The following is a 26,384-nucleotide window of genomic DNA, read 5'->3' as shown; positions in this document are numbered from 1 at the left end:
CGAGGTCCTCCTCAGGCGTTCGGGGTGTGCTGGAGGAAGGCGGGCCATTCGCCGCCTCCGTCCACATTGAGCACCGCTCCGCTGACATGGCTCGCGAGCGGCGACGCGAGCAGCAAACAGGCTTGGCCGACCTCGGCCGGCGACGCGAACTGTCCGCGCGGGATCGTCCGGGCGACCGCGTCGCGCTGCGCCGGATCGCCGTAGTGGTCCTCGGAACCCGGCGTCTCGACCAATCCGCAGCTGACCGCGTTGACCCGCACCCGCGGAGCCCACTCGACCGCCAAGCTGGTCGTGAGACTTTCCAGCGCCGCCTTCGCCGCGCCGTACACCGCGGTGCCCGGGCTGGGCCGCCGTGCCGAAATCGACGTGATGTTCACCGCCGACGCCCCGGGCGTCTCGCGCAGGATCGGATGCGCCGCCTGGAGGACGTACGCGGCGGACAGGAAGTTGAGCTCGTTGATCTTGCGGTGAAACCGCGGCGACGCCTCGGCGAACTGCGCGAACGGCGCGCCGCCCGCGTTGTTGACCACGACGTCGAGCCGTCCGTGCCGCTCGCCGATCTCCTCCAGCCACTTCTCGACCTGCTCCGGCTCCCGCACATCGACCTGCGTGAACCGCGGCTTGCGGCCGTCCGCCTCGCGCAGCTCCCCGGGTTCCGTGCGTCCGCAGATCTCGACCTTGGCGCCCGCTTCGAGGAACGTCGCCACGATGCCGTCGCCGACTCCGCGCGCTCCGCCGGTGACGAGGACGACGCGATCGGTCAGGTCGAAGCTGACTGGCATGCTGCTCCTTCTCGCCGGGAGCGCTCAGCTTACCAAACAAATGCTAGGTTGAGGACGAGGAGGTTTTCCATGCCACAGGAAGCAATCCGGCGAGTCAGCATCGTCACCGGGGGCGCGCTGGGGATCGGCGGGGCGACCAGCCGCCGCCTCGCCGCGCGCGGGGACCTGGTCGTGCTGAACGACATCGACGCCCCCGCCGCTGCCGCCGCGCGCGCCGAGATCGAGGAAACCGGCGGCGAGTGCGAAACGGTCATCGGCGACATCGTGACGGACGAGGTGGTCGAGGCCGTCACCGCCGCGGCCCTGCGCCTGGGCGACGGACGGATCGACGTCCTGGTCAACAATGTCGGCGATTTCCGTCCCGCTTCCCGGGATTTCCTGCACAGCACGCCGGACCAGTGGGCGCGCTTGCATGAACTGAACCTGCTGCACGTCTTCAAGCTCACGCACCGGGTGCTGCCGCACATGATCTCGCAGGGCTCCGGCGTGATCGTGAACAATTCGACGGTGGAAGCGTTTCGCGGCATCCCCGGACACGCGGTGTATTCCGCTTACAACGCCGGGGTTTCGGCGTTCACGAAGAGCCTGGCCGTCGAAGTGGGGCGGCATGGCGTGCGGGTGAACGCGATCGCGCCGGATCTCGCGGACAGCCAGCAGACTCCCGCCGCCGCGATGCTGCGCGACAACGACCCGGCGGCGATCGAAACCTGGGTGCCGCTGGGCCGGTTCGGGCACGTGGACGAGTACGCGAAGGTGATCGAGTTCCTGACGACGGACGCGGCTTCCTACGTAACCGGCCACACGATCCCGGTGGACGGCGGGACGCTCGCGGCGTCGGGATGGTATTTGCGGACGAACCGGAAGGGGTTCACGAACTTTCCACGGGAAACGTGAGGCGGTGAGGCGGGTTCGGCTCCCTTCGGCTCACGCCACCCACGGCCCCGTCCTCGCCTCACTGCTGCCCGTCCTCGGCCCGTCACGGCCCCGCCTTCACCTCACCGCGACCCGTCCTCGCCCACTACAGCCCCGTCTTCACTCCCCCACAGCCCCGTCTTCACTCCCCCACAGCCCCGTCCTCACTCCCCCACAGCCCCGTCCTCACCCCGCCACAGCCCCGCCGTCGCCCCGTCACAGGCCGTCCTCACCCCGCCACAGCCCCGCCCTCGCCGCACCACTGATCCGTCCCTCGCCCCGCCTCGGCCCTGCCGTCGCGCCGCCACGGCCCCGTCTTGGCCGCATCGCGACTCCGCCCGCCCACCAACACTCGCCCAGCCCGCGCACCACCACGGCCCCTCCCACGAGCCGCCAACCCCCGCCCGGCCCACGCGCAGCCGACCAGCCGGGCGGCAACCCGAACGGTGCCTCGTGAGTGTTCATACCGGTTAGAACCGGTATGAACACTCACGAACCGCTCAGCCCACGTACCCCGCAGGCTTTCCCCAGTCCGCACCCCGGGTCGTAGTCCGGTCCACCAGCACGCATCGCGTCCCGGTGAAGTTCGTCGGCATGCACTTGTTGCAGTGGATGCACAACGACGGCGTCTCCGGCTCCGCCGCGATGCGATTCACCAGATCCGGCTCGCGCAGCAACGCCCGCCCCATCGCGACGTACTGGAACCCTTCCCGCATCGCCAAATCCATCGCCGCGCGGTCGGTGATCCCGCCGAGCAGCACCATCGGCAGCTTCACCGCGGCTCGGATCTGCCGCGCGTCCTCGAGCAGAAACGCGTCCCGGTAAGGATATTCGCGAATGAAATGCTTCCCGACCGCCTGCACGCCCAATTTCAGCGGCTGCGGCATCACCGCCGCGAACTCGCGGACCGGCGCGTCCCCTTTGAAGAGGTACATCGGGTTGAGCAGCGACGATCCGGCGGTCATTTCGAGCGCGTCGCAGGTGCCGTCGGCTTCGAGCCATTGCGTTACCGGGATGGCTTCGTCGAGCCAGAAGCCGCCGGGTGCGCCGTCGTCCATGTTCATTTTCACGATCACCGCGATCCGGTCGCCGACGGCGTCGCGCACCGCACGCATTGTGTCGCGCGCGAGCCGGGCGCGGTTTTCCAGCGAGCCGCCGTATTCGTCGGTGCGATGGTTGAGTTTCGGGCTCAAGAAGGAACTGATCAGGTAGTTGTGTCCTAAGTGGACCTCGATCGCGTCGAAGCCGCACTCGATGGCGCGCAGGGCCGCGTCGGCGTGGGCGCGTTTGACGCGTTCGATGCCGGCGTGGTCGATTTCCTGGGCGAAACTGAGCGTCGTCTTGTGGAAGTACCGGCTCGGCGCGAGCGCGGGCAGCCCGTTCCCTTTCGGATTCGCGACCGGCCCGCCGTGCCCGATCTGTGCCGAAACCGCCGCGCCCTCGGCGTGCACCGCGTCGGTGAGCACGCGCAGCCCGGGCAGCGATTCGTCGGTCCAGTAAATCTGATGCCGGTCGGTGCGGCCTTCCTTGGCGACCGCGCAGTAGGCGACCGTCGTCATCCCGACGCCGCCCTTCGCGTAGCCGACGTGGAAATCGACCAGATCCCGAGTGACCCGGCCGTGATGGCTGAGCCCCTCGTAGGTCGCCGCCTTGACAACGCGATTGCGCAACTGCACCGGCCCGAGCCGGGCAGGAGCCAGCGGATCGGGCGGGGTGGGGGTCGTGGAAGTCACCTTGTCACGGTAGGAAACGGAGGGTGCGGCCTGCTCCGGCGATCTCGGTGACCGGGAGAGCGGCGGGCTCTTGAGAGCGGTAACGCCGCGGCCGCTTCATGCCTCAGCGGAGGAGAAACCGCCCATGACCGATTTCAAGCCGCGCCCCCGCTATCACCCCGACGCGTTCACCGGACCCGTCGCGATCGCCGAGCGGCTCAAGGAAGCGTCCGAAACGGACGGGCCGACGGACTACGCGAACCGGATCAACCTGGAGATCCTGGGCCAGCTCGCGGCGATCCGACGGCACGCGCTGGTCATCGCCACCATTGTCGTGATGTGGGCGATCCTGACCTCGATCGGGATCATCGTCATCATGGCCCAGCTGCTGAGCAGCGCGTCGCCCGCATACCGCTACTGAGGGACCGGCCAGGGAGCCGCTTCTTCCAACTGCGCTGCCAACGACAACAACAGCCCCTCCTGCCCCAGGTCCGCCGCGAACTGCACCCCCAACGGCAAGCCGTCATCGTCGCTCCCGAGCGGGAGTGAGATCGCAGGCATCCCGGTCACGTTGAAAACGCTCGTCCACGCCGAGAACCCAGCCGCGTGCTCATAAATCGACGCGGGATCCGTCGTGTCCAGCAAGCCCAGCGGCGGAGTCGGGAGTGGCAGGGTCGGCGTGAGCAGCACGTCGTAGGAGGTGAAGACCTGCCCGACCTCCCACCCGATCTCCTGGGCCCGCCGCAGGGCGCGGTGGAGTTGGTTGGCGGTCAGGCCCCGGTAGTGGTCCAGCAGCAGCTCGGTGAACGGCTCGACATCGCCCGGCCGCAGTTCGCGGCCCAGGGCGGCCAGCCGGTCTTCGACGATCACCACCAGGTCCGCGCCCATCAGCACTCCGCCGGTCGTGCGGACGTCCGGGAAATCGAACGGGGCCACGGTTTCCTCGACGTGATGGCCTAGTTCCTCGCACAGTTTCGCCGTCTGCTGCACAGCGGCAAGGCACACCGGATGCGGGTCGACGCCGGTTCGGGCTTGGGTGGCGAGGCCGATGCGGAGGCGGCCGGGGGTGCGGCGGGTCGCGTCGAGGAAGGTGCCGGGAGACGTCGGGGCGGCGAAGGCTTCACCCGGGAGTGGTCCGGCGATCGCGTCCAGCAGGGCGGCGCTGTCACGGACAGTCGTGGTCACCGCGTGGGCGACGGAGACTGGGGCGGCGAGGGTGCCGGAGTCGGGGGCGCCGGTGGTGCGGCCGCGACTCGGTTTCAGGCCGACCAAACCGCACATGGCCGACGGGATGCGGATCGAGCCGCCGCCGTCGGTTGCGTGGGCGGCGGGGACCAAGCCCGCGGCGACGGCGGCCGCGGAACCGCCGCTGGAGCCGCCGGGTGAGCGGGACGGGTCGTGCGGGTTTCGGGTGGGGCCGTGCAGTTGCGGTTCGGTGCTGGCGTTGAGGCCGAATTCCGGGGTGTTGGTGGTGCCGAGGATGACCAGACCGGCGCGTTTGTAGCGGCGGATCAGTTCGCTGTCCACTGTGGACACTGCGGCGGCGAAGAGCGCACTGCCCTGGGTCGCGGGGAGACCGGCGATTTCGGTGCCGAGGTCCTTGACCAGGAACGGGACTCCGGTGAGCGGGCCGTTCGGGAGACCGGCGTCGATTTCCGCGAGCGCGGCTTCGGAGCGGCGGCCGACGACGGCGTTGAGCTGCGGATTCGCTTCCTCGATGCGGGCGATCGCTTGTTCGGCGGCTTCCCGGGCGGACAGGTCGCCGCGGCGGATAGCGGCGGCGGTGTAGAGGGCTGAAAGGGTGGACACAGCGAGGTCTCCTCAGAAGGGCTCAGCCGAAGAAGGCTTGGCCGCCGTCGAGCGGCACGGTGGCTCCGGTCAGGTAGCGCAGATCGGAACCGACCAGCGCGACGACCGCGCGGCCGATGTCCTCTTCGCATTCCCCGATCCGGCCCATCGGAATGGTCGCGACGAATTCGGCGGCCTCTTCGGGATTGTGCTCGGTCCACCATTTCAAACCGGGCGACAACGCGTGCGGCGCGATCGCGTTGACCCGGATCCCGTCGCGCGCCCACTCCACCGCGGCAGTGCGCGACAGCGAGCGCAAGGCTTGTTTCGCTGCGGCGTAAGCACCGTAGGTGGTGGGATCCCAACGCACCATCGCTGACGTGACCAGGTTGACGATCGAACCGTCACAGGTCGCCTTCAAATGCGGGTGGGCAGCTTTCATGAACGCGAAAGCGGCGAACGGGCCAGTCTCGAAACCGCGCGCGAAATCCTCGTCGCTCATTTTCAGCAACGGGCCGAAAGCTCCGGAGTACGCATTGTTGACCAGAATGTCCAGCCGGCCGAACCGCGAAACAACCTCGTCGACAACGCCGGGAATAGCCGTAGTATCCGCGACATCGCACTCGAACGGCTCCGCGGAACCTCCCCGCTCACGCACGAGGCGACAGGTCTCGTCGAGTTTGCCGCGCGTACGCCCGAGAACCGCGACCGACGCCCCCTCCCCTGCCAGCGCCAGCGCGATTCCTTGCCCGACGCCTTGTCCGGCACCCGTCACCAGGGCCACCCGGCCCGCGAGCGTGTTCATCGGCCTCCTTCGTCTGGGGCAACCGGTCGCGCGACGTGTTTCGCCACGAAAATGCCGTCGGCGGAAACGCAAACCTGGCCGCCGGCGAGAATTTCGCCGGTGGTGTGGATCCGGCGGCCCTCGCTGGATTGCTGCCGCGCGCGAATCGTCAGTTCCTCGAACAGCGGGGTCGTCCGGTGGTAGCGGACGCTGAGCGTGCCGGTCATCCCGTCCGGCCCGGGCCCCCAGCTGTTGGCGACGCCGAGCGCGTGATCCAGCAACAGCGCGGAAATCCCGCCGTGCACGCAGCCCGGCGGACCCTGATATGGCAGGCCGAGCGTCACGGTTCCGGTGACCGAGCCGTCGGGCAAACCGTGCAGGTGCAGCGGCGGCGCGAGCGCGTTTTCCGGGCCGGTGACGGGATCGTGGCGCGGTCGCCCGGCCCACATTCCGACGAACCGGTCGTGCCGCTCCGGCGCGTGTTCTTCGAGCTGGTCGGCGATCCGGTCGAGTTCGCGGGCGATCTCGGTCATCGGCGCGGCGCTGTCCGCACCCGCGTGCAGGAGCGCGCTGACCACCCGGCGGGCGGCCGCGACGGCAGCGTCGATGCCGTCGTCGTTCGGAACGGGCGACAACGGGACGTTCTCGGCGTAAGTCGTCATCAGTAGTGCGCCGCCGGGCGGAGGGTCGCCTCGGCGCCGCCGTCGACGTAGACGACCTGGCCGGTGATGTGCGTGGTCGCGGCGTCGGCGAAGTACGCGAGGACGCGCGCGACATCCTCCGCAGCTGCATAACCGTGCAGCGGCATCGGGACTGCTTTGTCCATCACGGCTTTCATCTGCGGGTCGGCGAAAAGCCCGTCGGTCATCGGCGTCCGGACCACGCCGGGCGCGACCACGTTGACCGCGATTCCCGCGTCGGCCCAGCCTGGCGAAACCGACGTCCGGCGCGCCCATTGCGCGATCGCGGACTTCGAGGACGGGTACAGCTGGAGCGCGCGATTGTCCGCGATCGCCGCGCGGGCGGCGGTCAGCGCGGCTTGCTCGTCGCCGCGCAGGCAGGCGTCGACCACGGCGGGGTCGTTCGGCTGGGTGCCGGAGATCGAGCCGACCAGCACGACCCGCGGCGCCTCGGATTTCGCGAGGAGCGGCTGCAGGGCTTCGATGAACTCGGTGCTGCCGAAGTAGTTCACCGTGACCATGGCTTCGCCGGGGTTCGACGTGCCGGCACAGGTCACCACGGCGTCGACCTGTCCGGTGCGCTTGCCGACCTCCTCGGCGGCAGCGGCGCGGCCGTGCGGGGTCGAGAGGTCCGCGTCCACGTCGCTGCCCGCGAGGTCGACGCCGAGGACCTGGTCGCCGCGTTCGGCGAGGAGACCGCTGAGCGCCGCCCCGATCCCCGAACTCGCTCCGGTGACGACGACGGTGCGCGGCATGAGGGCCTCCTGAGGTGGGGTTCCGGGAACGGCCCCGACGCTACGAGGACTCAGCCCGGCGCGGCGGTCCCATCCCGGTCACCGGGAGAACCCGGCCCGCCCAGCCCCGCCAGCAGCAACCGGCAAGCCAGCACCGTGTCCGCTTCCGCTTCCTCGGCGGTGATGTGCCCGTTCAGCTGGGACGTCAGCACGCCGTACCAGGTCTGCTCGATCAGCCGGACCAGACGGCGGTCGTGCTCGCTCGCCTCGGCCACCCCGGCGACGCGCAGGATCAGGTCGGCGAACTCCACCGTCGCGGCCATGTTCGGCGACTCCCCCGCGACGGTCGCGTTGTTCGACTGCAGCATCGCCTGCGCGAGCCGCGGCCGTTCCAGCAGGCGGCGGGCGGCGTCGACCAGCACGCGCGCGACCGCCTCGGCCGGTTCCTGGCCGGGTTCGACCGGGACGCTGTTGCGGTCCAGCTGCTCGACCTGGCTGTGCAGCAGCGCGGTGAACAGGACCGTCTTGGACGGGAAGTACCGGTAGAGCGTGGCGATGGCGACGCCGGCGTCGCGGGCGACGTCGAGCATCTGGATCCGGTCGAGGCCGTGCTCGGCGCCGTGGTCCGCGGCCGCTCGCAGGATGCGGCGGTAGCGCTCCTGCTGCGCGGGCGAACTCGGCGTGGCCGGCGCCCGGTTTTCGGCGACTCTCGGCACCGCGACTCCTCCGCTCGTGATCAGGCCATTCTCGCGCACGATCCTCCCACCGGGCGCCGCCGCTACCGGTGAGTGGGATGACCGCGCCCCGGCGCGCCGCGGATGCGGTTGGCTCGCCGGGTCGCGACGACTTGGAGGACTCATGGCTTTCGACGACCAGTTCGACGTGGTGGTGGTCGGGTCCGGCGCGGGCGCGCTGACCGGCGCGTACCTCGCTGCCCGGGCCGGGTTGCGCACCGCGGTGGTCGAGGCCGCGGACCGGCTCGGCGGGACTTCCGCGTACTCCGGCGCGGCCTGCTGGCTGCCCGGCACGCAGGTCCAGGAGCGGTTCGGGGTCGCGGATTCCACCGCCGCCGCGCGCGAGTACCTGCGCGCGCTGCTCGGCGAGGACCGGACCGGGCGGCAGGAGGCGTTCCTGGCGAAGGCGCCGGAGCTGGTCGCGGCGCTGGAGGCGGATCCGGCGCTCGAGTTCGAATGGCGGGCGTTCCCGGACTATTTCGACCGGCCCGGCCGCGTCCCTGGCGGACGCTCGTTCGTCCCGGTCGACCTGCCGCTGTCCGAGCTGGGCGAACGGGCCGAGCTGGTGCGTCCGCCGGTAGACCGCGACCGCGCCGGCCGCGGGCACCGCGACGCCCCGTTGGACAGCGGCCGCGCGCTGATCGGCCGGCTGCTGCTGGCCTTCGACGCGACCGGCAACGGCACCGTCTTCACCAGTACGCCGGTCGACGAGCTGGTGGTCGAGAACGGGCGGGTCGTCGGCGTCGGACCGCGGCGGATCGGGGCGACCTACGGCGTGCTCATCGGCGCCGGCGGGTTCGAGCGGAACGCGGACCTGCGGGAACAGTCCGGCGTGCCCGGCTCGGCGGCGTGGTCGATGGCACCCGCGGAAACGAACCGCGGCCAGGTCCTGGCGGCGGCGATCGCACTGGGCGCGGCCGTCGACCTGATGGACGAGGGCTGGTGGTGCCCGGGAATCGCGATGCCGGACGGCGGCGCGTCGTTCACGCTCGGCTTCCGCGGCGGACTCGTCGTCGACCGCGACGGGCGGCGGTATGCGAACGAATCGCTGCCATACGACCAGATGGGTCGTGAGATGGCAGCGGACCCGGCGCGGCGGATCCCGTCGCACATCGTGTTCGACAGCCGCGAGGGCGGACGGCTGCCCGCGATCGCGTTGCCGGGCGGACGGCCGGACGACCATCTGGCGGCCGGCACCTGGGTAGAAGCGGACACGCTCGCGGAGCTGGCGAAGCTGATCGATGCTCCGGAGCTGCCGGAGACGGTCGCCCGCTTCAATTCTTTCGCCGAGGCTGGGCACGACGCGGATTTCGGCCGGGGTGAGGACGAATACGCGCGGCACTTCGCGAATCCGGTACTGGTGCCGGTAGATCGCCCGCCGTTCCGCGCTGCCCGGCTGGTGCTGTCGGACCTGGGCACGAAGGGCGGCCTGGTGACCGATCCGGACGCCCGGGTGCTGCGCGAGGACGGTTCGGCGGTGGAAGGCCTTTACGCGGTCGGGAATTCAGCGGCTTCCATGACCGGCGGTTACTACCCGGGGCCGGGTATTCCGTTGGGCACCGCGATGGCTTTCGCTGCCCGGGCGGTCGACGATCTGGTGGCGCGGGCCGGAAGCTGATCCGGAGCCGCAATTTTTAAGGAACGATCGTTCTTGACTGATCGTTCCTCAAAAGGCTACCGTCAGGACATGGGCAGGCGAAGGGCATTCGACGAGGACGAGGTGGTGCGCGCCGCCGTGGGGTTGTTCGGCGGCCGCGCGTACGACGGAGTGTCCGTCGACGACCTCGTCACGCACCTCGGCGTGCACCGCAACAGCTTGTACAAGACGTTCGGCAGCAAGCGCGGCCTCTATCTGGCCGCGCTGCGCCGCCATCTCGCCGACGACGTCCGTCCCCTGGCCGAAGCGCTCGCCGCGGCGCCGGACGCCGCGACGGCGCTCCGGCTCGTCGCGTCGGCTGACCTCGGCATGCTGCTGCTCGCGGCGGTCGAACGGGCGCCGGCCGACGAGGAGGCGGCTGCCGAGGTCGCCGAGGCGCTGGCCACGCTCGATCAGGCGATTGCCGACGCGCTCGGCATTTCCACCGCACTGGCCGCCGCCCTCACGTCCGCCGCACTGGGCCTCCGCTTGCGCGGCGACCCCGGCGACCCGGGCACCGCGCTGGCCCAACTGCTCGATCCCCTTAACTGACAAGGAAAAGACATGGCATTGGTCACCATCGACGGCGGCAACCTCGTCGTCGTGATCGAAGGTCTCGACAAGCTGTGGGCCTTCAAGAGCAGCCTGACCATCCCGCTGGCCAACGTCCGCGGCGCGACCGCGGACCCCGGCATCGCCGCCGACCCCAAGGGGATCCGCGCGCCCGGAGCCCACGTGCCCGGCGTGATCACGGCGGGCACGTTCCACCTCGACGGCGAAAAGGTCTTCTGGGACGTCAAGGATCCGGCGAAGGCCGTCGTGCTCGAACTCGCCGACGAGCGCTACGCCCGCCTCGTCCTCCAAGTCGACGACCCGCGCGCGACCGTCGCACTGGTCGAGAAGGCGCTGCGCTGATGCTCTCCCACCTCGCAGCAGTCGCACTGACCACGGCCGCCCCCGTCGCGGCGGTGCCCGATCTCGTGCCCGCTGCCGACCGCGAAATCGTCTTCACCGTCGAGGGGACGCCGACGTACGGCACCCTGCACGTTCCCGCGCACCGAGCCGGCCAACGTTTGCGCGCCGCGCTCCTGCTGCCCGGCAGCGGCCCCACCGATCGCGACGGCAACCAGCCGCGCATGTCCCCGAACACCCTGGCGCAGGTAGCTGATGCGCTCGACCGCGACCGGGTCGTCACGCTGCGGTTCGACAAGTACGGAACCGGCGCCACTGGGCTCGGCGCCTACCGCGACCATCCCGAAACGCTCGACTATCCGGCGTTCGTCCGTCAGGCGAAAGCCGCCTACGAGACGTTGCGCGAACAGCCGGAGACAGCACCGCACGCGCTGACTGTCGTCGGGCACAGCGAAGGCGCGATGACCGCGCTGCTGCTCGGTGGCTCAGTCCGTCCCCGTCCGGCCAGCCTGGTACTGCTGCAACCCCAAGCTATCCGCTTGCTGGACCTGGTCGCGCTCCAGCTGCACGCCCAGATCGCCGAGGCGGCCCGCCAAGGCCAGCTCGATCCGGAGCAGCAGCGGACTGTCGACGCGGCGATCGACGCCGCCGTCACCGCCCTGCGCGAACACCGGCCGGTCGACGCCACCGGCCTGCCGCCCGCCGTCGCGCAGCTGTTCCAGGGCTTCCAAGGGCAGAACGGCCGGTTCGTGGACAGCGACGACGCCGTCTACCCGCCTGCCACCGCCGCGGCGCTGCGGCCGGGGACCAGGGTGCTGCTTACCTGTGGCACGAATGACGCGCAAGTTCCTTGCGCTACAACGGATGCGCTGACCGTCGCCCTGCGCCGCGCGCACGTCGGCGGACCGGGCCGGGTGCGGCTGCCCGGAGTGGACCACCTGCTGCACGACGCCGGCCATCCGGATACGCCCGCGCCTGCTGTGCTCGACGCCCTGCATCGATTTGCGGGGCGCTGAGGGGTCGTGAGTGGCGATCGCGGTGCTAACCGGGATCGCCACTACACCCACCCTCACTGCGGCGAAGTGAACGCCGCCAACTGCTCCGACCCGGACCAGTCGTGCCCCCAATAACTGTCCCGCGTGATCTCCTCCGCCGTATAGAACCGCTCGTCCACCAGCATTCCCTCGGTCCCGTACTCCAGGTCCCACCCGCCAGGCGCCCGGACGTAGAACGAGACCATCTTGTCGTTCGTGTGCCGCCCCAGCGTCGAGGACACCGAGAATCCGCGTTTGCCGACCTCGTCCAGGGCTCGGCCGACCGCGTCGAGGGAGTCGACCTCGACCATCAGGTGCACCAGGCCGGGCGGTTCGCCGTGCGGGGCCGGGCAGATCGCCAGGCTGTGGTGGCGCTGGTTGACGCCCATGAACCGCACCCGGCGGGGTTTCTGGTCCGGGGCCGCGCCGCCCATCGCGACCGCGCCGCGCGGGAGGAAGCCGAGCACCTCGGTGTAGAACGTCTCGACCTCGGCGAAGCTCGTCGTCGGCAGCACGACGTGGCCCATGCCCTGCGCGCCGGTCACGAACTGCTGCGTCCACTTCGTCCGCACCGGGTCGTGGTCGAGGACCGGGCCGAAGAACACCTCGACCGGGGTGCCGGACGGGTCGTCGAAGGTGAGCGCCGAATCGACGCGGCGTTCGCGGCATTGCTGTTCCGACAACACTTTCACCGCGGTGCCGGACGCCTCCACCGCGCGCCCGACGGCGGCCAGCGCGAACTGGTCGCGCACCTCCCAGCCGACCGCGAGCACCCGGTCGTCCTCGCCGGGCAGCACGATCAGCCGTGCCTCGCGTTCGTCCATCCGGAGGTACAGGCCGTCGGCGACCGGGCCGGCCGTCTCGGCGAAGCCCAGCGCCTCCACGGTCAGCTCGCGCCAGCGCGGCACGTCCCGGCTCTGGACTCGGAGGTATCCGAGCCCTCGGATCTCGGTCATGGCGAAACTCCTTGCGGGGTGGGAAAAAATCAGATCATGGACAGCATCGGGCCGGGCGGCGGCTCGACGTCGAGGTCGGTCAGCGCGGACGCGTGGAACACCGAACCGGGCACGTGGATCGCGTGCGCCAGGCCCATGTGGCCGTCCCGCCAGAACCGCTGGATCGGGTTGTCCATCCGCAGGCCGTTGCCGCCGCTGCGGGCGACCACCTCGTCCATCGCGCGCACCGCCCGCCACGCCGCAGCGACCTGGGTGCGGCGCGACGCGGCACGGTCGGCGAGCGTCACCGGCTCGCCCGCGGCGGCCTTGTCGTAGAACCGGGAAACGTTGTCCAGCATGGCGATTCGCGACGCTTTGATCTCCTCCGCGGCGGCGCTGATCGCGTACAGCACGTACGGATCGTCCTTCACCCGGGTCCCGGTGATTTGCACGCGCGTGCGTTGATATGCCAGATGCGCCGCCAACGCACCTTCCGCGATGCCGATCACCGCGGACGTGATGCCGAGCGGGAAAATCGTCGTGAACGGGACGCCGTACGTCGGGTTGGTGCGGCCGGATTCCCGCAGCGCGCTTCCGTCGGTCATCCGGCTGAACGGCACCGCACGGTACTCCGGGACGAACGCGTCCTTGACGACGATGTCCTTGCTTCCGGTGCCGCGCAGGCCGACGACGTCCCAGGTATCCTCGACGATTTCGTAGTCCGCGCGCGGCAGGATCACGTGGTAGTTCCGGGGCGGCTGCAGCACATTGCCGTCCGCGTCGCCGAGAAAACCGCCGAGGAAAATCCAGTCGCAATGATCGGTGCCGGACGAGAACTGCCACCGTCCATTGAAGACATACCCGCCGTCGACCGGTTTCAGCACGCCCATAGGCGCGTACGGCGAAGCGATCCAGGTGTCGTTGTCCGCACCCCAGATTTCTTCCTGCACGCGACGGTCGCAGAGCGCCATTTCCCACGGGTGCACGCCGATGATCCCGGCGACCCAGCCCGTCGAACCGTCGAGCGAAGCCAGCCGCATCACCGTTTCCGCGAATTCGCGCGGATGCGCTTCCGCGCCGCCGTAATCGGCGGGCTGGAGCATTTTGATCGCGCCGGTTTCCCGGAGCACCTTCGCCGCTTCGTCGGCGAGCCGGCCGAGCCGCTCGTTTTCCGGTCCGAGCGCGGCGATCTCTTCGGACCGTTCCTCGACGGCGGCAAGAGCGGGATGGGTCATGGCGCTTCCCTTTCTCCGGTCCGGATACGGTGCGGTCCCGGCTGCCCTGAGCCTCCCAGCGGAACCCGCGAGCGCGTGGGTGCGCTCCCGGTCAACGGGATCAGGGCCGCGGCACCTGGTTCCGCACGACCTTGCCGGTCACGTTGCGCGGCAACGGTTCCGTTCCGATCCGCCACCGCGACGGGACCTTGTAATACGCCAGCCGCTCGGCCGCAAACGCCCGCAACTCCGCCGCGTCGACCGGTGCCGAGACCACCACGACCGCAGCCACTTCCTGCCCCAGGTCGACATGCGGCACGCCCAGCACAATGCATTCCCGCACCGCCGGATGTTCCGCGAGCACGTTCTCCACCTCGGCCGGATAAACGTTCTCCCCGCCGTGCAGGATCAAATCCGAACGCCGTGCGGTGAGCCGGAGCTGTCCCTCGGAGAGAACCCCGATGTCGCCGGTGTGCAGCCACCGATCGGCGTCGACAGCGGCCGCGGTGGCCTCGGGGTCTTCCCAATAGCCGAGCATCGTGAACGGACTGCGGACGCAGATCTCCCCCGCGCTGCCGTCCGGCATCACCTCGCCGTACGCGTCCCGGATCTCCAGTTCCACCGTCGCGATGGGACGCCCGACAGTGCCGGGGAAAGCGGCCAGATCATCCGCATTGGCAACGGAAATAGCCGTGGACGATTCCGTCAGCCCGTAACTGTCGACTAATCCCTGTGCCGCTATCGGGAGTTCCGCACGCAGCCGTTGTTGAAAGGCCGGCGAAGAAGGCGCAGCGCCGAGCGTGAACGCAGTCAGCGAAGAAAGGTCATACCGCGCGAGGTCGCCGTGTTCCAGCAGCCGGTGCGCCATGGTCGGCACGACGCCCCAGTTCGTCACCCGCTCAGCCTCGACCAATCGCAGCACCCGCTCCGCGTCGAAACCGCCCTGGTGCACCACAACGGCGCTGCCGTCGGCGAGCCGAGGCACCACCAGGTTGTGCAGTCCGGCGATGTGGAACAGCGGCACCCCGAGCAGGTACCGCCGCGCGGACGGCTCCGCCGGATCGCCGAGCGCACGGGCGATTTCGCTGTTCAGGCGGTGGAACTCGATCACCGACGTCAGGTTCCGGTGCGTGTGCACCGCGCCTTTCGGCCGTCCGGTCGTGCCGCTGGTGTAAAGGATGACTGCCGGATCGTCCTCGGCCACAACGCACGAAGGCAGCGGTACCTCCCGGCGCGCCAGCCGGGGAATGTCCTCCTCGACGGTCAGCACCGGCACGCCGTCCAGCAGCGCGGCCCGCTTCGCGTCGGCGACCACCAGAGACGGCCGCGTATGCCCGAGCGCGTACGCCAGCTCCCGCCGTGACCACCACGCGTTGTAGCCGACCGCGATCGCGCCCAGTGACACGGTCGCCCAGAACGCGACCACCCACTCCGGACTGTTCGCGGCCGCGATCGCGACCCGGTCGCCCTTGCCGATCCCGTACTCGTCGCGAAACGCACAGGCCACCGACGCCACCTGCCGGGCGTGTTCGGCGAAGGTGATCCGACGGTCAGCCGTCACCAGATACTCGCGTTCACCGTGCCGCGCCGAAGCCGCGAGCACCTCCCCCAGCGACCGCGCGCGATGGGCGAACACCGTCATCGGCACGCCCAGCACCTCTTCGGTGCGCAGTTCGCACGGCCCGCCGGGCGCGGTCAGTGCCTGCCGAGGATCAGCGGAGAGGCTCATCCAAGGTCTCCCTCCTCGCACCGGTGCGGGCGTGATTGTGCCTGCTCGCAGCGGGGAGCGCCGGGCCGATTCCAGTGACCGGGACCGGCTCAGCGGAACGCTGGCTCGCCGTACGCGCCTTGCCGCAGCAGCCCGGGCGACTCGGCCCGGCCGTCGAGAACCCGGTTGGTGCGCCGGGTGACCTTCCAGCCCTCGTCGGTGCGGGCGAGCGCCCAGTGGTTCGCGGTGGCGCGCCGGATGACAAAGCGGTCTTCCTGATATACCACCATCAGCGAGTGACAGACCGCGATCGCCGTGTCGCCGTCGACGGTCACGTGCGGCGGGCCGACGAAGTGCGCGCATCCGCCGGAGATCCAGCCTTGGTGGGCGCTCGACCGCACCATCCGGGCCAGCTGCTCCCGGCCTTCGAGGTAGATCTCGTCGACGTCGTACGCGCCGTCCTCGGTCCACAGCGCGGCGACGTCCTCGGCCGCGCCGGCGTCGACCAGCGGACCGTACGCGGCGATCAGCCTGCTGATCTCGCGTTCGTCCTCCAGCCGCGCGAGCCGCGCCTCCAACTGGGCGATCCGGTCCACTTCAGACCTCGCTTCCTAGCTCGGCGAGCGCTTCGAGCTGCTCGCGGTAGTGGTCGGCCGAGTGCGCGGCGATCCGCGCGCTGACCGTCGTCGCCCCGGCCTCGACCACGCGGGTCAGCCGTTCCCGGCAGGAAGCCGCGCCGGGGTCCAGCGGCCGTCCGGGCGACAGCACGACCTGGAAGCCCTCCGGCAGCGCGACCGTGCCGAGCATCCGGCGCAGATCTTCCAGCGACAATCCGAACGGGACCCAGCCGTCGGCCAGCTCCACCGCCCGCCGGAGCGAGCGCTTGGTTCGGCCGCCGATCCACAGCGGGACTTTCGCCTGGACGGCATGCGGTTCGACGATCATCCCGGCGAAGTCGTAGTGCGGCCCGTGATACTCCGGCAGCCGCTGCGACAACGCGGCCCGCAGCGCCCGCAGCGCGTCGTCGGCCCGCTCGCCGCGCTGTTCGAACGACGCGCCCAGCAGGTCGAACTCCTCCCGCAGCGATCCGACGCCCAGGCCGAGCACGAGTCGTCCGCCGCTGACCGTGTCGAGCGTTCCGTAGCGTTTCGCGATCTCCAGCGGGTGGTGATATCCCAGCACGAGCACCTGCGTGACCAACCGGATGCGGCTGGTGCGAGCAGCCAGGTAGCCGAACGTCGCGAGCGGATCCCAGTACGTCGAGCCGCGCTGCTCCGCCACCTCCACCGGAACCGCGACGTGCTCGCTGCACGTCAGGTGATGGAAGCCGAGGCGGTCCGCGGTCTCCGCGATCCGTGCCAGGTCTTCGATGCCCGCGCTGTCCTCCCAGGCGTTCGGATCCCCCGGCAGCCGGGTCACCACGGGGCTCACGAGGCCGATGTCCATGCCGCCATGCCTACCGGCCGCCGCGCCGGCGCGAGCGGGTCCTCCCGCTGATCGGGAGCCGTGCCGCACTCGTGACCCGCCGCGTGTTGACGCTCCGGGAGGCCGCCGTGTTACCGTCAAAACTAGAAATGATTTCAATTCGTCCGCGAGGAGCACAGCATGACGGTGGTCGCGATCGAAACGGACTCCCTCGGCACGGATGTCGCGCGGGACCGCGCCCTGCCGCCGTCGATGGTCGAGCGGATGACGCTGATCCTCGACGCCTTCGACGCGCCGAGCACCCGGCTCACCCTCGAGCAGGTCGCGCGCACGACCCATCTCCCCCGTTCGACCGCGCACCGCATCCTCGACCAGCTCGTACGGCTGCAGTGGCTGTCGCATTCGTCGTTCGGCTACGCGCTCGGCGCACGGGCGCTGAACCTCGGCGGCACCGGCGGCAACCACCTCGAACTGCGCGAGGCGACCGCGGCCGTGCTGCACGAACTGCAGTTGCGCACCGGGATGGTCGCGCACCTGGCGATCCTCGACGGCGCCGACGTCCGGTATCTCGACAAGGTCGGCGGCCGGTTCGCCGCGGTCGTCCCGTCCCGCGTCGGCGGCCGGGCGCCCGCGCAGTGCACCGCGCTCGGCAAGGCGATGCTCGCGTGGCTGCCCGCCGAACAGGTCGAGGACCGGGTCATGCCGACGCTCGGCCGCCAGACCAGCCGCACGATCTGCGACATGGTGACGCTGCACCGCGAACTCGGCCGGATCCGCGACCGCAACGGCCTCGCCTTCGAACGCGGCGAATGCTTCTCTGACATCTCTTGCGTCGCCGCTGCCATCCGAGGCCCGGAAGGACCCGAGGCGGCGATCTCTCTCGTCGGCGACGCCCAGACCGCACTGGAGCGCGTCGCACCGCTCGTCGTGGTCGCCGCGCGGCAGGTCACCCAGGAGCTGTACCCGATGGTCCGGCTGCGCACCGCCGAACCCGCCTGGAACTGACCGTCCACAGAGGACTCTCGGTCACCGGGACGTCACCGGCGCCGGGACGGCCCGCCGTTCTACGTTCAGCCTCGCAGAAGCGGGGCACTGGAAGGAGATCCGACGATGACCACAGTGGAGCCGGCACCGGACGAGGTCCGCGTGATCGAGGCCGGCGCGGCGCCCACGCGGTTCGCCCGCGGGTGGCACTGTCTCGGGCTGGCCGAGAGCTTCGCCGACGGCAAGCCGCATCCGATCACCGCGTTCGGGCAGAAGCTCGTGGTGTTCGCCGGCGAGGACGGCAAGCTCAACGTGCTCGACGCGTACTGCAGGCACATGGGCGGCGATCTGTCGCAGGGCACGGTGAAGGGCAACGAGGTCGCCTGCCCGTTCCACGACTGGCGCTGGGGCGGCGACGGCCGGTGCAAGCAGATCCCCTACAGCCGCCGGGTTCCGCTGCGGGCGCGCACCGCCGCGTGGACGACGATGGTGCAGGACAAAATGTTGTTCGTCTGGAACGACCCCGAGGGCAATCCGCCGCCCGCCGACGTCGTCATCCCGCGCATCGAGGGCGCCACGCGCGCCGACTGGACCGACTGGACCTGGTACGAAACGCACGTCGACACGAACTGCCGCGAGGTCGTCGACAACGTCGTGGACATGGCGCACTTCTTCTACGTCCACTTCGCTTTTCCGACCTACTTCAAGAACATCTTCGAAGGACACGTCGCCACCCAGCTGCAGCGCGGGACTTCGCGGGAGGACGTGCGCCCGCCCGCGAAGGACGGCCAGCCGAAGGCGCTTGGCAACACCTCCGTCGCCTCGTACTACGGGCCGTCTTTCATGATCGACGAGCTGACATATCACTACGAGGGCATGGACATCGACGCCGTCCTCATCAACTGCCACTACCCCGTCACGGCGAATTCGTTCAAGCTGCAGTACGGGATCATCGTGAAGCGCACCGACAAGCTTTCCGGCGCCGAGGCGGAGGAAACCGCGCGCAAGATGGGCGATTTCATCCGGATCGGCTTCGAACAGGACGTGCAGATCTGGAAGAACAAGACCCGGATCGAGAACCCGTTGCTGTGCGAGGAGGACGGTCCGGTCTACCAGCTGCGGCGCTGGTACGAACAGTTCTATGTGGACGTCGCGGACGTCACGCCGGAGATGACCGAGCGGTTCGAGTTCGAATTGGACACCGCGAAGCCGAATGCCGCGTGGCGCAAGGAGGTCGAGGAGAACCTCGGCCGCCGGACCGGCGAGCGCGTCTGATGGCCGTCCGCCCCGACAACCGGCTGCTGGACGAGCCGATGCGGCCGGTCCGATGCGGAACGTGCGAGGCTTGGCTGAAGGTGCGCAAGAGCAGCTGGTATCAGACGAGCATCCAGTGGGATACCACGGCTTCCGAGCGCTGTGTCGAACGATCCGCCTGTGCTGAGGACCTGTTCCGCGGCTGTCACGCGCTCCAGGATTCAATTGACCGGGCGGTTGCGGACGGGGGAATTCCGGTGGCTGGCGAATGAGCACGCACGAGAAGTACGGGCCGTGGGCGGTCGTCGCGGGCGGTTCGGAGGGTGTTGGGGCGGCGTTCGCGCACCAGCTCGCCGAGGCCGGGATCAATCTGGTGCTCATCGCACGCAAGCCTGAGCCGTTGGCGGAAACTGCGGCCGCGGTCGAAGCTCGGGGGGTGGAAGTCCGCACTGTGCAAGCGGATCTGCTCGATCCGAAGTCGCTTTCGGCGATCCGGGAAGTGACAGACGGGCTTGAGGTCGGTTTGCTGATCTTCAACGCTGGCGCGAACAGTTACGGGCACGAGTTCGTGACCGGGGATTTGTCGAAGGTGCGCGGAGTAATCGATCTGAACATCACCGCGCAGCTCGCGTTGACACATCACTTCGGCGCGCTGATGGCAGCACGCGGGCGAGGTGGGATCTTGCTGGTCGGCTCGCTGGCGGGGTATCTCGGGCAGGCGGAGATCAGCGTGTATTCCGCGGTGAAGGCGTTCGGCCGGGTGTTCGCCGAGGGGCTGTGGCTGGAGATGCGGGACCGCGGCGTCGACGTGCTCGAACTGGTGCTGGGGGTCACGCGGACTCCGGCGATGGAGCGGGCCGGGCTGGCGTTCGACCTGCCAGGGCTGAACGTGGCCGAACCGGAGGACGTCGCGCGGGAGGGCCTGGCGCACCTCGCGGACGGGCCGGTATGGGTCGCGGGCGGGAACCTCGCCACCGCGGAGAAGCGCAGCGGATTCCCGCGTGCCGAACTGGCGCTCGCCGCGCACGAGGCAACGCGAAAGCTGCTCCCGACGCGGTAATTCACGCGGAGGAAGGGGCGGACTCAGGCCGAGTCCGCCCCTTCTTTCGTCAGGAACCCGCTGACCGCGGCGTGGAAGCCAGCCGGGTCCTCCACCCACGGCAGATGACCGGCTGGCAACTGGACGCGCGACACCACCGGCAAGGCGCGTTCCAGCGAGTCCACTGCTGAGCGCGGCCGGATGTCCGCCGTTCCGTCCACGATCAGGGTCGGCACCTTCAGCGCTTCGCACTGACCACACAGGTCCGGCCAACGCTCGCGGTTCAGCGCCGCGTTGCACTCGAAATTCACGCCGAACCACGGGTCAGCGATGGCTTCGGCGTGCGCCAGCGCGCGTTCCCGGTCGGCGAAGTCCGCTGACCATTGCAGGACGCAGTACTCCCGGTCTTCCTCCGCGGTGCGGTCCTTGGCTGCCAACGATTCCCAGCGCATCAGGCGGCTTCCCAGAGCGTTGCGGAGGTTGCGTTCGTAGTCCGCGTGCCAGGTCGAGTCGTCGTCGATTCCGGTGCCGGAGACGTAAACCAGCTTCGTCACCCGATCCGGATGCGCCAGCGTGTAGCGCAACGCCAGCTGCGCACCCCACGAGTGGCCGAGCAGCACGACGCGGTCCCAGCCGAAATGGGCTCGGACCGCGTCGAGATCGGCCACTGTCGTCTCCACCGAGTACGGTCCCCGCCGCTCCGACCGGCCGCATCCTCGCTGGTCCCAGCGACAGACGGTCGCGGCTGCCGAAAGGTCAGCCGCGACGTCCGCCATCATGTCCCACAGCCCCGGGCCGCCGTGACAGAAGACGGCCGGTTCGCCGTCGCCCGTCTTCGCCGCCCAAAGCCGGATACCGTCTTCTGTCCGCACCGCTTGCTCCACGCGACGCAGTATGGCCGCTGTCAGGCCTGCGCGACCGCCACCCGGGCAGCCGTGTCGCTTTCCTCGACCAGCCCACCCTGCGCGGGTTTGCGCCCGTGCCTCATCACCAGGATGATCGCCACCCCGACAACGCCGACGACACCCGCCCACAGGTACGACTGGGTGAACGCGGCGTCGCCGTAGATCACCGCGTGCGACTGGGGCAGCGTCATCCGGACGTGCCCGGACATGATCGCCCCGGTCACCGTCACCGCGGCCGACGCCGCCAGCATCGCGATCACGCCGGCGATGCAGTTGCCCGCGCCGCCGAGCCGCGCGGGCAGGGCGTCCTGCAACAGGTTCGCGTTGGAGGAATGCAGGAACCCGACCGCGAATCCGGCGACGAAGCTCGTGATCGCGACCTGCCACTGCACGGTGAACATCCGCGAGCCGAGGAACATCACCACGAGGAAGCACAGGCTGGACGCGAGCAGCACCTGCCGCGCGCCGATCCGCTTCGACAGGTAGCCGCCGAGCGGGCCGACGACCATGCCGACGACGCCGAGCGGGAACGTCCACAGTGCCAGTTGCAGCGCGGAAAGGCCGACGCCGTAAGTGTTTCCGGGAATGTGCGGCGTCTCGAACATGGTCGGGCTGAGGATGCTGTGCGCGTTCATCATGTACGACACCAGCCCGACCGCGACCACCGTCGGCAGGAATTTGCGGCCGACGAGCACCCGCAGGTCGATCAGCGGTTCCTTGGCCTTCAGTTCGCGCAGCACGAACGCGGCCAGCAACAGCACCCCGAGACCGAACGCGCCGGCAGTGGTCGTCGAGCCCCAGCCCCACGTCCCGCCTTTGCCGACCGCCACGAGCAGAATGCCGAGACCCGCACCGAGCAGAATGGCACCGAGGATGTCGAACGACGATTTCACCCGCACCGTGCTTTCCGGCACCAGCCACGCGTGCAGCGGAAGCAGTACGCCGACGTAGATGACCATGAACCAGAACACGCTGCGGAAACCGAAATTGTCGATCAGCGCACCGGCGAGAAACGGCCCGGCTACCGCACCCATGCCGATTCCGGTGACCACCGAACCGAGCGCGATCGGCACGTACGACCGCGGGATGACGTCGCGGACGAGTGCGTAGGAAATGTTCACGATGCCGACCAGGCTGCCCTGCAGCAGACGGCCGATCAACAGGACGGCGAACACGTCGGTCGTCGCGCAGAGGATGCTGCCGAGCAGGAAGATCGCGCCCATCACGAGGATGATCCGCTTCTTGCCGTAGCGGTCGGCGGCCTTGCCCGCGAGGGGCAGCACGACCGCGCCGGCGAGGGTCACCACCGAGGCCGCCTGCGCCACGTCGAGGGTCCGGAAATGCGCGGCCATCCCGGGCAGCGCCGGGTACACCATGAGGATTTCGAACGTGGCGATTTCGGAGAGCAGAATGATCAGCGCGCAGACCGCGATGATCCGCCCGCGGGAAACAGGTCCGTTCGCCGGATTCAGGTCGAGTGCCATGCCGGTCCCTTTCCAGAAGTGATCAGGGGAATCCCCGCCGGAATACGAGGTCCCGCGCTGATGAGGCCGGAATCGACGTGAGCGTAATCACGGCCGCCGCACCGCCCTCGCACGATCCCGCTCACCGGGAGTCCGCGTCAAATGGGCGACATTGAGGACCACGTCGATGCCGCCGAGTTCAGCCGCCGCGGCCGAGATCGCGGACCGGTCCATGCCCACCTCACTGAACCTCGTACGTAACCTTGACCTCGTCCGTCCTAGGCCGGGCCTGACAGGCCAGGATCAACCCCTCCGCAAGATCCCGGTCATCCAGGACTTCGTTGTGCGCCAGATCCACTTCACCGCTCACGAGCACGCAAGCACAGGCACTGCACGCACCCTCCCGGCACGAGAACGGCGCGTCCAAACCAGCGGCCAGGAGGACATCGAGCAACGCATTCTCCCGTGGCCAAAGCAAGGTCCGCGTTTCCCCGTCAAGCTCGACCTCCACCGTGCTCGCGGGACCGTTATCGTCCACCTCCACCGCCGCGAACGGATCGCCCGTGAGCGACGTGAACCGTTCTACCGTAATGCTTTCCACGCCAAGTCCATTAAGGACCGTTGAAGCCAAATCCATGAACGGGCCCGGTCCACAAAGGAACGCTTCCCGATCTCGGTACGGCGCGGTCAACGCCCGAACCCCGGCCTCGGTCGGCAAGCCCTGCACTGACTCCAGCCAGTGCAGCACGGTCAACCGATCCGGATGCTCCTTCGCCAGCCGCAGCAAGTCGTCCCGGAAGATCACCGACTGCTCGTCCCTATTCGCGCACACCAGGGTCACGTGTCCGGACCCGGCCCGCAGGCAGGACTTCAGGATCGACAGCATCGGCGTGATCCCGCTTCCGGCAGCGAGCAGCAACACGTCGGCGTCGAGCGAATGCGGCGTGAACGTGCCCGATGGCCGCAGCACCTCCAGCACAGTCCCCTCGACCGCGTTGTCCACCAACCAATTCGACCCGTACCCGCCCGCGGTGCGCTTCACCGTGATTCTCGCTGGCTCGTCGCAATGCGGGGAACTGCACAGCGAATAGCACCGCGCGACACTGTCCTCAGTGGACGGAATCCGCACCGTGAGAAATTGACCGGGCAGGTAGGAAAAACTGCCGTCGATCGGTTCCAGGACCAGCGAATGCGCGTCAGCGGTCTCGCGGACCACCTCGGTCACCCGCACGCGCATCGCGTTCATGCCGAGCGCGCGGCCGCGTGCTGCGCCGCGAGATAGCCGAAGACGATCGACGGTCCGATCGTCGCGCCTGGACCGGCGTATTCGTTGCCCATCACCGCGGCGGTCGTGTTGCCGGTGGCGTACAGGCCGTCGATCGGCGAGCCGTCCTCCCGCAGGACCCGGCTGTTCTCGTCGCACACCAGGCCGCCCTTGGTGCCGAGGTCGCCGACCTCGATGCGGAACGCGTAATACGGACCTCGCTCGATCACGTCGAGACACGGGTTCGGCAGCGTCGGATCGCCGTAATACCGGTCGTAGGCGGAATTCCCGCGGCCGAAGTCCGAGTCCGCTCCGGCGCGGGCAAAGCCGTTGAACCGCTTCACCGTTTCCGTCAATGCGTCGGCCGGAACGCCGATCTTCTCAGCCAGCCCAGCGAGAGTGTCCGCACGGTGCGCGATGCCCGCCGCGTAGTACGGCTCCGGAATCGGCGCGCCCGGCAAAATCTGTGCGAACGGGTATCGCGCCCGGGCTTTGGCGTCCATGACGAACCAGGCGGGCACGTGTCCGCCCTCGAGCTGGGCGTGCACGAAGGTGACGTACGGCGCGGACTCGTTGGTGAACCGCGTGCCCTCAGCCGACACGATGACCGAACGCGGGATCGACCGCTCGGATACCAGCGGCACGACTGCACCCGACGGGTGCCGCACGGACGGCATCCACCACGCGTCGTCCATCAGGTCGGTGGCCGCCCCGACGCCCAGCCCGGCCTCGATGCCGTCGCCGACGTTCTCGCGCGCACCGCCGCTGTAGTCGTCCCACGCGGCTTCCGGCAAATAGCGTTTCCGCAGATCAGCGCTGTGCTCGAAGCCGCCGGTCGCCAGCAGCACGCCACGGCGGGCACGGATCCGCCGCGGCGCGGCGTCGTGCTCGGCGACGATGCCGGTCACCCGGCCGTCCTCGACGACCAGTTCGGTCATTGGCGACCGCAGCCACAGCGGGACCCCGGCGTCCTTCAACGCCATCCGCAACCGCGCGACCAACGCACGACCGCCGGTCGCCATATGCCGACGCCGCACCACGTTGGACGACACTCGCCAAGCGGCGATCACCGACGCCCACCGACCGCGCCAAGTCCGCTTGACCATCGCCAGATCGTGGTAATCTTTCGCGGTGACCCACAGGCCGAGCGGACCCTTCATCGTGTTCGGCCGCTGGTACCGCTCGTCCTCGCCGAGCTGCCGGGTGTCGAACGGCTTCGCCTCGACCGACCGGCCGAGCGGGCGACCGCCCTCCAGCTCCGGGTGGTAATCGGCGTATCCCTTCACCCAGAAGAACCGCAGCCACTTGCTTCTCTCCAGCAGCTCCATCGCCGCCGGACCGTGGTCCACATACGCGTCGAGCCGCTCAGCGGGCACCCGCCCCTCGGTGAGCAGATCGAGGTAGCGACGGATCGACGCACGGCTGTCGTCGTGCCCGGCCGCGCGCAGCGTCGGGTTGTTCGGGATCCAGATGCCGCCGCCGGAAATCCCGGTGGAACCGCCGTACATCGCGCCCTTCTCGACGACCAGCACGTCCAGCCCGGCCGCCGCGGCGGTCAGCGCCGCGGTCATCCCGCCGCCGCCCGAGCCGACGACGACGAAGTCGTATTCGGCGTCCCAGACCATCACTCGCCGTCCTTCCGGAGCAGGAACGCGAGGACAGCGCTTTCCCACGCGTCCTTCTGCTCGATCATCGTCCAGTGGCCGCAGTTCGGGAGAATGTGCAGTTCCGCGTGGGGAATGGTGCGCATCGGAATCAGCGCCATGTCGAGCGGGCTGACCCGATCGTCGCGGCCCCACGTGATGAGCGTGCGGGCGCGGATCTTGCGCAGCGTCGCCCACAGCGGGGTGACGTCGAAAGCCGCGGCCGCCTGCGCCTGCAGCACCCCTTTGCCGTACATTTTCTTGGCGCTGGCCAAGGAATCCGGCGCGGTAGCCAGCTTCCACCGCTCCTCGATCAGCTCTTCGGTGATCAGGCCGCGGTCGAACACCATCGAGTTCAGCCACTGCACGAGCCGCTCGCGCGTCGGGTCATCGACGAACTCGGTCAGCAGGTTGATGCCCTCGCCCGGCGCCGGGCTGAAGATGTTCGTGCCCATCCCGCCGACGGTCACCAGCCGGCGAACCCGGTCCGGATGCTCGATCGCGATGCGGGTGGCGACGAATCCGCCCATGGAGTTGCCGACCAGGTCAGCGGCGGCGATGCCGAGCCCGTCGAGCAGGTCGAGCACCGCGCGTTCGGCGGCGGGCATCGGCGGCGCGTCGACCGGGTCGCTCACGCCGAAGCCGGGGAATTCCAGGATCAGGCACCGGAAACGCGCGGCGAACGACGGCAGGTTCGCGCGGAAGTTCTGCCATCCGGTGACGCCGGGACCGGATCCGTGCAGCAGCACGACCGGCGGGCCGTCGCCTGCTTCGTGGTAGCGCAGCACGCCCCGGTCGGTGCGAAGTTCGCGCAGCGTCGCGTCGTGGCTCAGTTCCGGCAT

27 protein-coding genes are annotated in these 26,384 nt (G+C 69.4%); 9 read left to right on the top strand and 18 right to left on the bottom strand.

The genetic code is table 11. From position 1 onward, the window contains the following. Nucleotides 1–11: 11 nt before the first annotated feature. Nucleotides 12–782, bottom strand: coding sequence for an SDR family oxidoreductase (locus tag FKO37_RS21120; RefSeq protein WP_238605522.1), 771 nt, complete (start codon nt 780–782; stop codon nt 12–14). Between the two features lie 69 nt (nt 783–851). On the opposite strand from FKO37_RS21120, the gene FKO37_RS21115 reads away from it, so the two are divergent. After that, a complete protein-coding gene (locus FKO37_RS21115; RefSeq protein ID WP_238605521.1) occupies nt 852–1,676 on the top strand; it encodes an SDR family NAD(P)-dependent oxidoreductase in 825 nt (274 codons plus the stop codon). A 518-nt stretch (nt 1,677–2,194) separates the two neighbouring features. On the opposite strand, the gene FKO37_RS21110 is transcribed toward FKO37_RS21115, so the two are convergent. Further along, the gene (locus FKO37_RS21110) at nt 2,195–3,427 is read right to left on the bottom strand and encodes an NADH:flavin oxidoreductase (RefSeq protein ID WP_238605520.1); all 1,233 of its coding nucleotides are present in this window, start codon (nt 3,425–3,427) and stop codon (nt 2,195–2,197) included. 124 nt (nt 3,428–3,551) lie between these two features. On the opposite strand from FKO37_RS21110, the gene FKO37_RS21105 reads away from it, so the two are divergent. Next, on the top strand, nt 3,552–3,827 hold the full coding sequence (locus FKO37_RS21105; RefSeq protein ID WP_238605519.1) for a hypothetical protein: 276 nt from the start codon (nt 3,552–3,554) through the stop codon (nt 3,825–3,827). On the opposite strand, the gene FKO37_RS21100 is transcribed toward FKO37_RS21105, so the two are convergent. The 5 genes from FKO37_RS21100 to FKO37_RS21080 are packed head-to-tail and all read right to left on the bottom strand — an operon-like array spanning nt 3,821 to nt 8,108. Then, nucleotides 3,821–5,215, bottom strand: a complete 1,395-nt coding sequence (locus tag FKO37_RS21100; protein ID WP_238605518.1) for an amidase — start codon at nt 5,213–5,215, stop codon at nt 3,821–3,823. The two genes, FKO37_RS21105 and FKO37_RS21100, sit on opposite strands and share 7 nt — an antisense overlap. A gap of 22 nt (nt 5,216–5,237) precedes the next feature. Then, the gene (locus FKO37_RS21095; protein ID WP_238605517.1) at nt 5,238–5,999 is read right to left on the bottom strand and encodes an SDR family NAD(P)-dependent oxidoreductase; all 762 of its coding nucleotides are present in this window, start codon (nt 5,997–5,999) and stop codon (nt 5,238–5,240) included. Beyond that, entirely contained in the window at nt 5,996–6,640 is a 645-nt protein-coding gene (locus tag FKO37_RS21090; protein ID WP_238605516.1) for a PaaI family thioesterase, read from the bottom strand. Before FKO37_RS21090 ends, FKO37_RS21095 begins: the two co-directional genes overlap by 4 nt. Beyond that, nucleotides 6,640–7,413 (bottom strand): SDR family oxidoreductase, encoded by a 774-nt coding sequence (locus tag FKO37_RS21085; protein ID WP_238605515.1) that lies wholly within the window; start codon nt 7,411–7,413, stop codon nt 6,640–6,642. Before FKO37_RS21085 ends, FKO37_RS21090 begins: the two co-directional genes overlap by 1 nt. Before the next feature lie 50 nt (nt 7,414–7,463). After that, nucleotides 7,464–8,108, bottom strand: a complete 645-nt coding sequence (locus tag FKO37_RS21080; RefSeq protein WP_051728922.1) for a TetR/AcrR family transcriptional regulator — start codon at nt 8,106–8,108, stop codon at nt 7,464–7,466. Nucleotides 8,109–8,250: 142 nt separating this feature from the next. Between FKO37_RS21080 and FKO37_RS21075 the strand changes: the two genes are divergently transcribed. The 4 genes from FKO37_RS21075 (at nt 8,251) to FKO37_RS21060 (ending at nt 11,690) form a co-directional block, all read left to right on the top strand. After that, the gene (locus tag FKO37_RS21075) at nt 8,251–9,744 is read left to right on the top strand and encodes an FAD-dependent oxidoreductase (RefSeq protein ID WP_238605514.1); all 1,494 of its coding nucleotides are present in this window, start codon (nt 8,251–8,253) and stop codon (nt 9,742–9,744) included. A 69-nt stretch (nt 9,745–9,813) separates the two neighbouring features. Next, nucleotides 9,814–10,314, top strand: coding sequence for a TetR/AcrR family transcriptional regulator (locus FKO37_RS21070; protein ID WP_037812265.1), 501 nt, complete (start codon nt 9,814–9,816; stop codon nt 10,312–10,314). A gap of 12 nt (nt 10,315–10,326) precedes the next feature. After that, nucleotides 10,327–10,677 (top strand): hypothetical protein, encoded by a 351-nt coding sequence (locus FKO37_RS21065; RefSeq protein WP_043835659.1) that lies wholly within the window; start codon nt 10,327–10,329, stop codon nt 10,675–10,677. Continuing rightward, nucleotides 10,677–11,690, top strand: coding sequence for an alpha/beta fold hydrolase (locus FKO37_RS21060; RefSeq protein ID WP_238605513.1), 1,014 nt, complete (start codon nt 10,677–10,679; stop codon nt 11,688–11,690). Before FKO37_RS21065 ends, FKO37_RS21060 begins: the two co-directional genes overlap by 1 nt. A 53-nt stretch (nt 11,691–11,743) precedes the next feature. Here FKO37_RS21060 and FKO37_RS21055 read toward each other — a convergent pair whose 3' ends face one another. From FKO37_RS21055 to FKO37_RS21035, 5 genes are all read right to left on the bottom strand, one after another. After that, on the bottom strand, nt 11,744–12,664 hold the full coding sequence (locus FKO37_RS21055) for a VOC family protein (RefSeq protein WP_238605512.1): 921 nt from the start codon (nt 12,662–12,664) through the stop codon (nt 11,744–11,746). Between the two features lie 29 nt (nt 12,665–12,693). Next, on the bottom strand, nt 12,694–13,878 hold the full coding sequence (locus tag FKO37_RS21050) for an acyl-CoA dehydrogenase family protein (RefSeq protein ID WP_238605511.1): 1,185 nt from the start codon (nt 13,876–13,878) through the stop codon (nt 12,694–12,696). A 100-nt stretch (nt 13,879–13,978) separates the two neighbouring features. After that, entirely contained in the window at nt 13,979–15,586 is a 1,608-nt protein-coding gene (locus FKO37_RS21045) for a class I adenylate-forming enzyme family protein (RefSeq protein ID WP_238605510.1), read from the bottom strand. 89 nt (nt 15,587–15,675) lie between these two features. After that, complete coding sequence (locus FKO37_RS21040; protein ID WP_238605509.1) at nt 15,676–16,161, bottom strand: nuclear transport factor 2 family protein; 486 nt, start codon at nt 16,159–16,161, stop codon at nt 15,676–15,678. Nucleotide 16,162: 1 nt separating this feature from the next. Then, the gene (locus tag FKO37_RS21035) at nt 16,163–17,011 is read right to left on the bottom strand and encodes an LLM class F420-dependent oxidoreductase (RefSeq protein ID WP_238605508.1); all 849 of its coding nucleotides are present in this window, start codon (nt 17,009–17,011) and stop codon (nt 16,163–16,165) included. Between the two features lie 159 nt (nt 17,012–17,170). Between FKO37_RS21035 and FKO37_RS21030 the strand changes: the two genes are divergently transcribed. From FKO37_RS21030 to FKO37_RS21020, 3 genes are all read left to right on the top strand, one after another. Beyond that, nucleotides 17,171–17,995 carry an IclR family transcriptional regulator gene (locus FKO37_RS21030; protein ID WP_037812275.1) on the top strand — a complete coding sequence of 275 codons (825 nt, stop codon included), beginning with the start codon at nt 17,171–17,173 and terminating at the stop codon, nt 17,993–17,995. Nucleotides 17,996–18,100: 105 nt separating this feature from the next. Further along, complete coding sequence (locus FKO37_RS21025) at nt 18,101–19,249, top strand: Rieske 2Fe-2S domain-containing protein (RefSeq protein WP_238605507.1); 1,149 nt, start codon at nt 18,101–18,103, stop codon at nt 19,247–19,249. 247 nt (nt 19,250–19,496) lie between these two features. Then, nucleotides 19,497–20,288, top strand: a complete 792-nt coding sequence (locus tag FKO37_RS21020; protein WP_238605506.1) for an SDR family oxidoreductase — start codon at nt 19,497–19,499, stop codon at nt 20,286–20,288. Between the two features lie 23 nt (nt 20,289–20,311). Here the strand turns inward: FKO37_RS21020 and FKO37_RS21015 are convergent, their stop codons facing one another. From FKO37_RS21015 to FKO37_RS20995, 6 genes are all read right to left on the bottom strand, one after another. Then, nucleotides 20,312–21,139 carry an alpha/beta fold hydrolase gene (locus FKO37_RS21015; protein WP_238605505.1) on the bottom strand — a complete coding sequence of 276 codons (828 nt, stop codon included), beginning with the start codon at nt 21,137–21,139 and terminating at the stop codon, nt 20,312–20,314. A 32-nt stretch (nt 21,140–21,171) separates the two neighbouring features. Further along, nucleotides 21,172–22,656 (bottom strand): MFS transporter, encoded by a 1,485-nt coding sequence (locus tag FKO37_RS21010; protein WP_238605504.1) that lies wholly within the window; start codon nt 22,654–22,656, stop codon nt 21,172–21,174. Nucleotides 22,657–22,743: 87 nt separating this feature from the next. Next, a complete protein-coding gene (locus tag FKO37_RS47195) occupies nt 22,744–22,869 on the bottom strand; it encodes a hypothetical protein (protein WP_255807020.1) in 126 nt (41 codons plus the stop codon). Between the two features lie 7 nt (nt 22,870–22,876). Continuing rightward, the gene (locus tag FKO37_RS21005; protein WP_238605503.1) at nt 22,877–23,881 is read right to left on the bottom strand and encodes a ferredoxin--NADP reductase; all 1,005 of its coding nucleotides are present in this window, start codon (nt 23,879–23,881) and stop codon (nt 22,877–22,879) included. Further along, nucleotides 23,878–25,524 carry an FAD-binding protein gene (locus tag FKO37_RS21000; RefSeq protein WP_238608307.1) on the bottom strand — a complete coding sequence of 549 codons (1,647 nt, stop codon included), beginning with the start codon at nt 25,522–25,524 and terminating at the stop codon, nt 23,878–23,880. The genes FKO37_RS21005 and FKO37_RS21000 overlap by 4 nt, the downstream gene beginning before the upstream one ends. After that, on the bottom strand, nt 25,524–26,384 hold the full coding sequence (locus tag FKO37_RS20995) for an alpha/beta fold hydrolase (protein WP_238605502.1): 861 nt from the start codon (nt 26,382–26,384) through the stop codon (nt 25,524–25,526). Before FKO37_RS20995 ends, FKO37_RS21000 begins: the two co-directional genes overlap by 1 nt.

It is taken from the genome of Amycolatopsis sp. Poz14 (genome assembly GCF_006704225.1).
Lineage (GTDB): Bacteria > Actinomycetota > Actinomycetes > Mycobacteriales > Pseudonocardiaceae > Amycolatopsis > Amycolatopsis nivea.
Note: the sequence above shows the minus strand (reverse complement) of the source record. Positions and strands in the feature narration are given on the sequence as shown.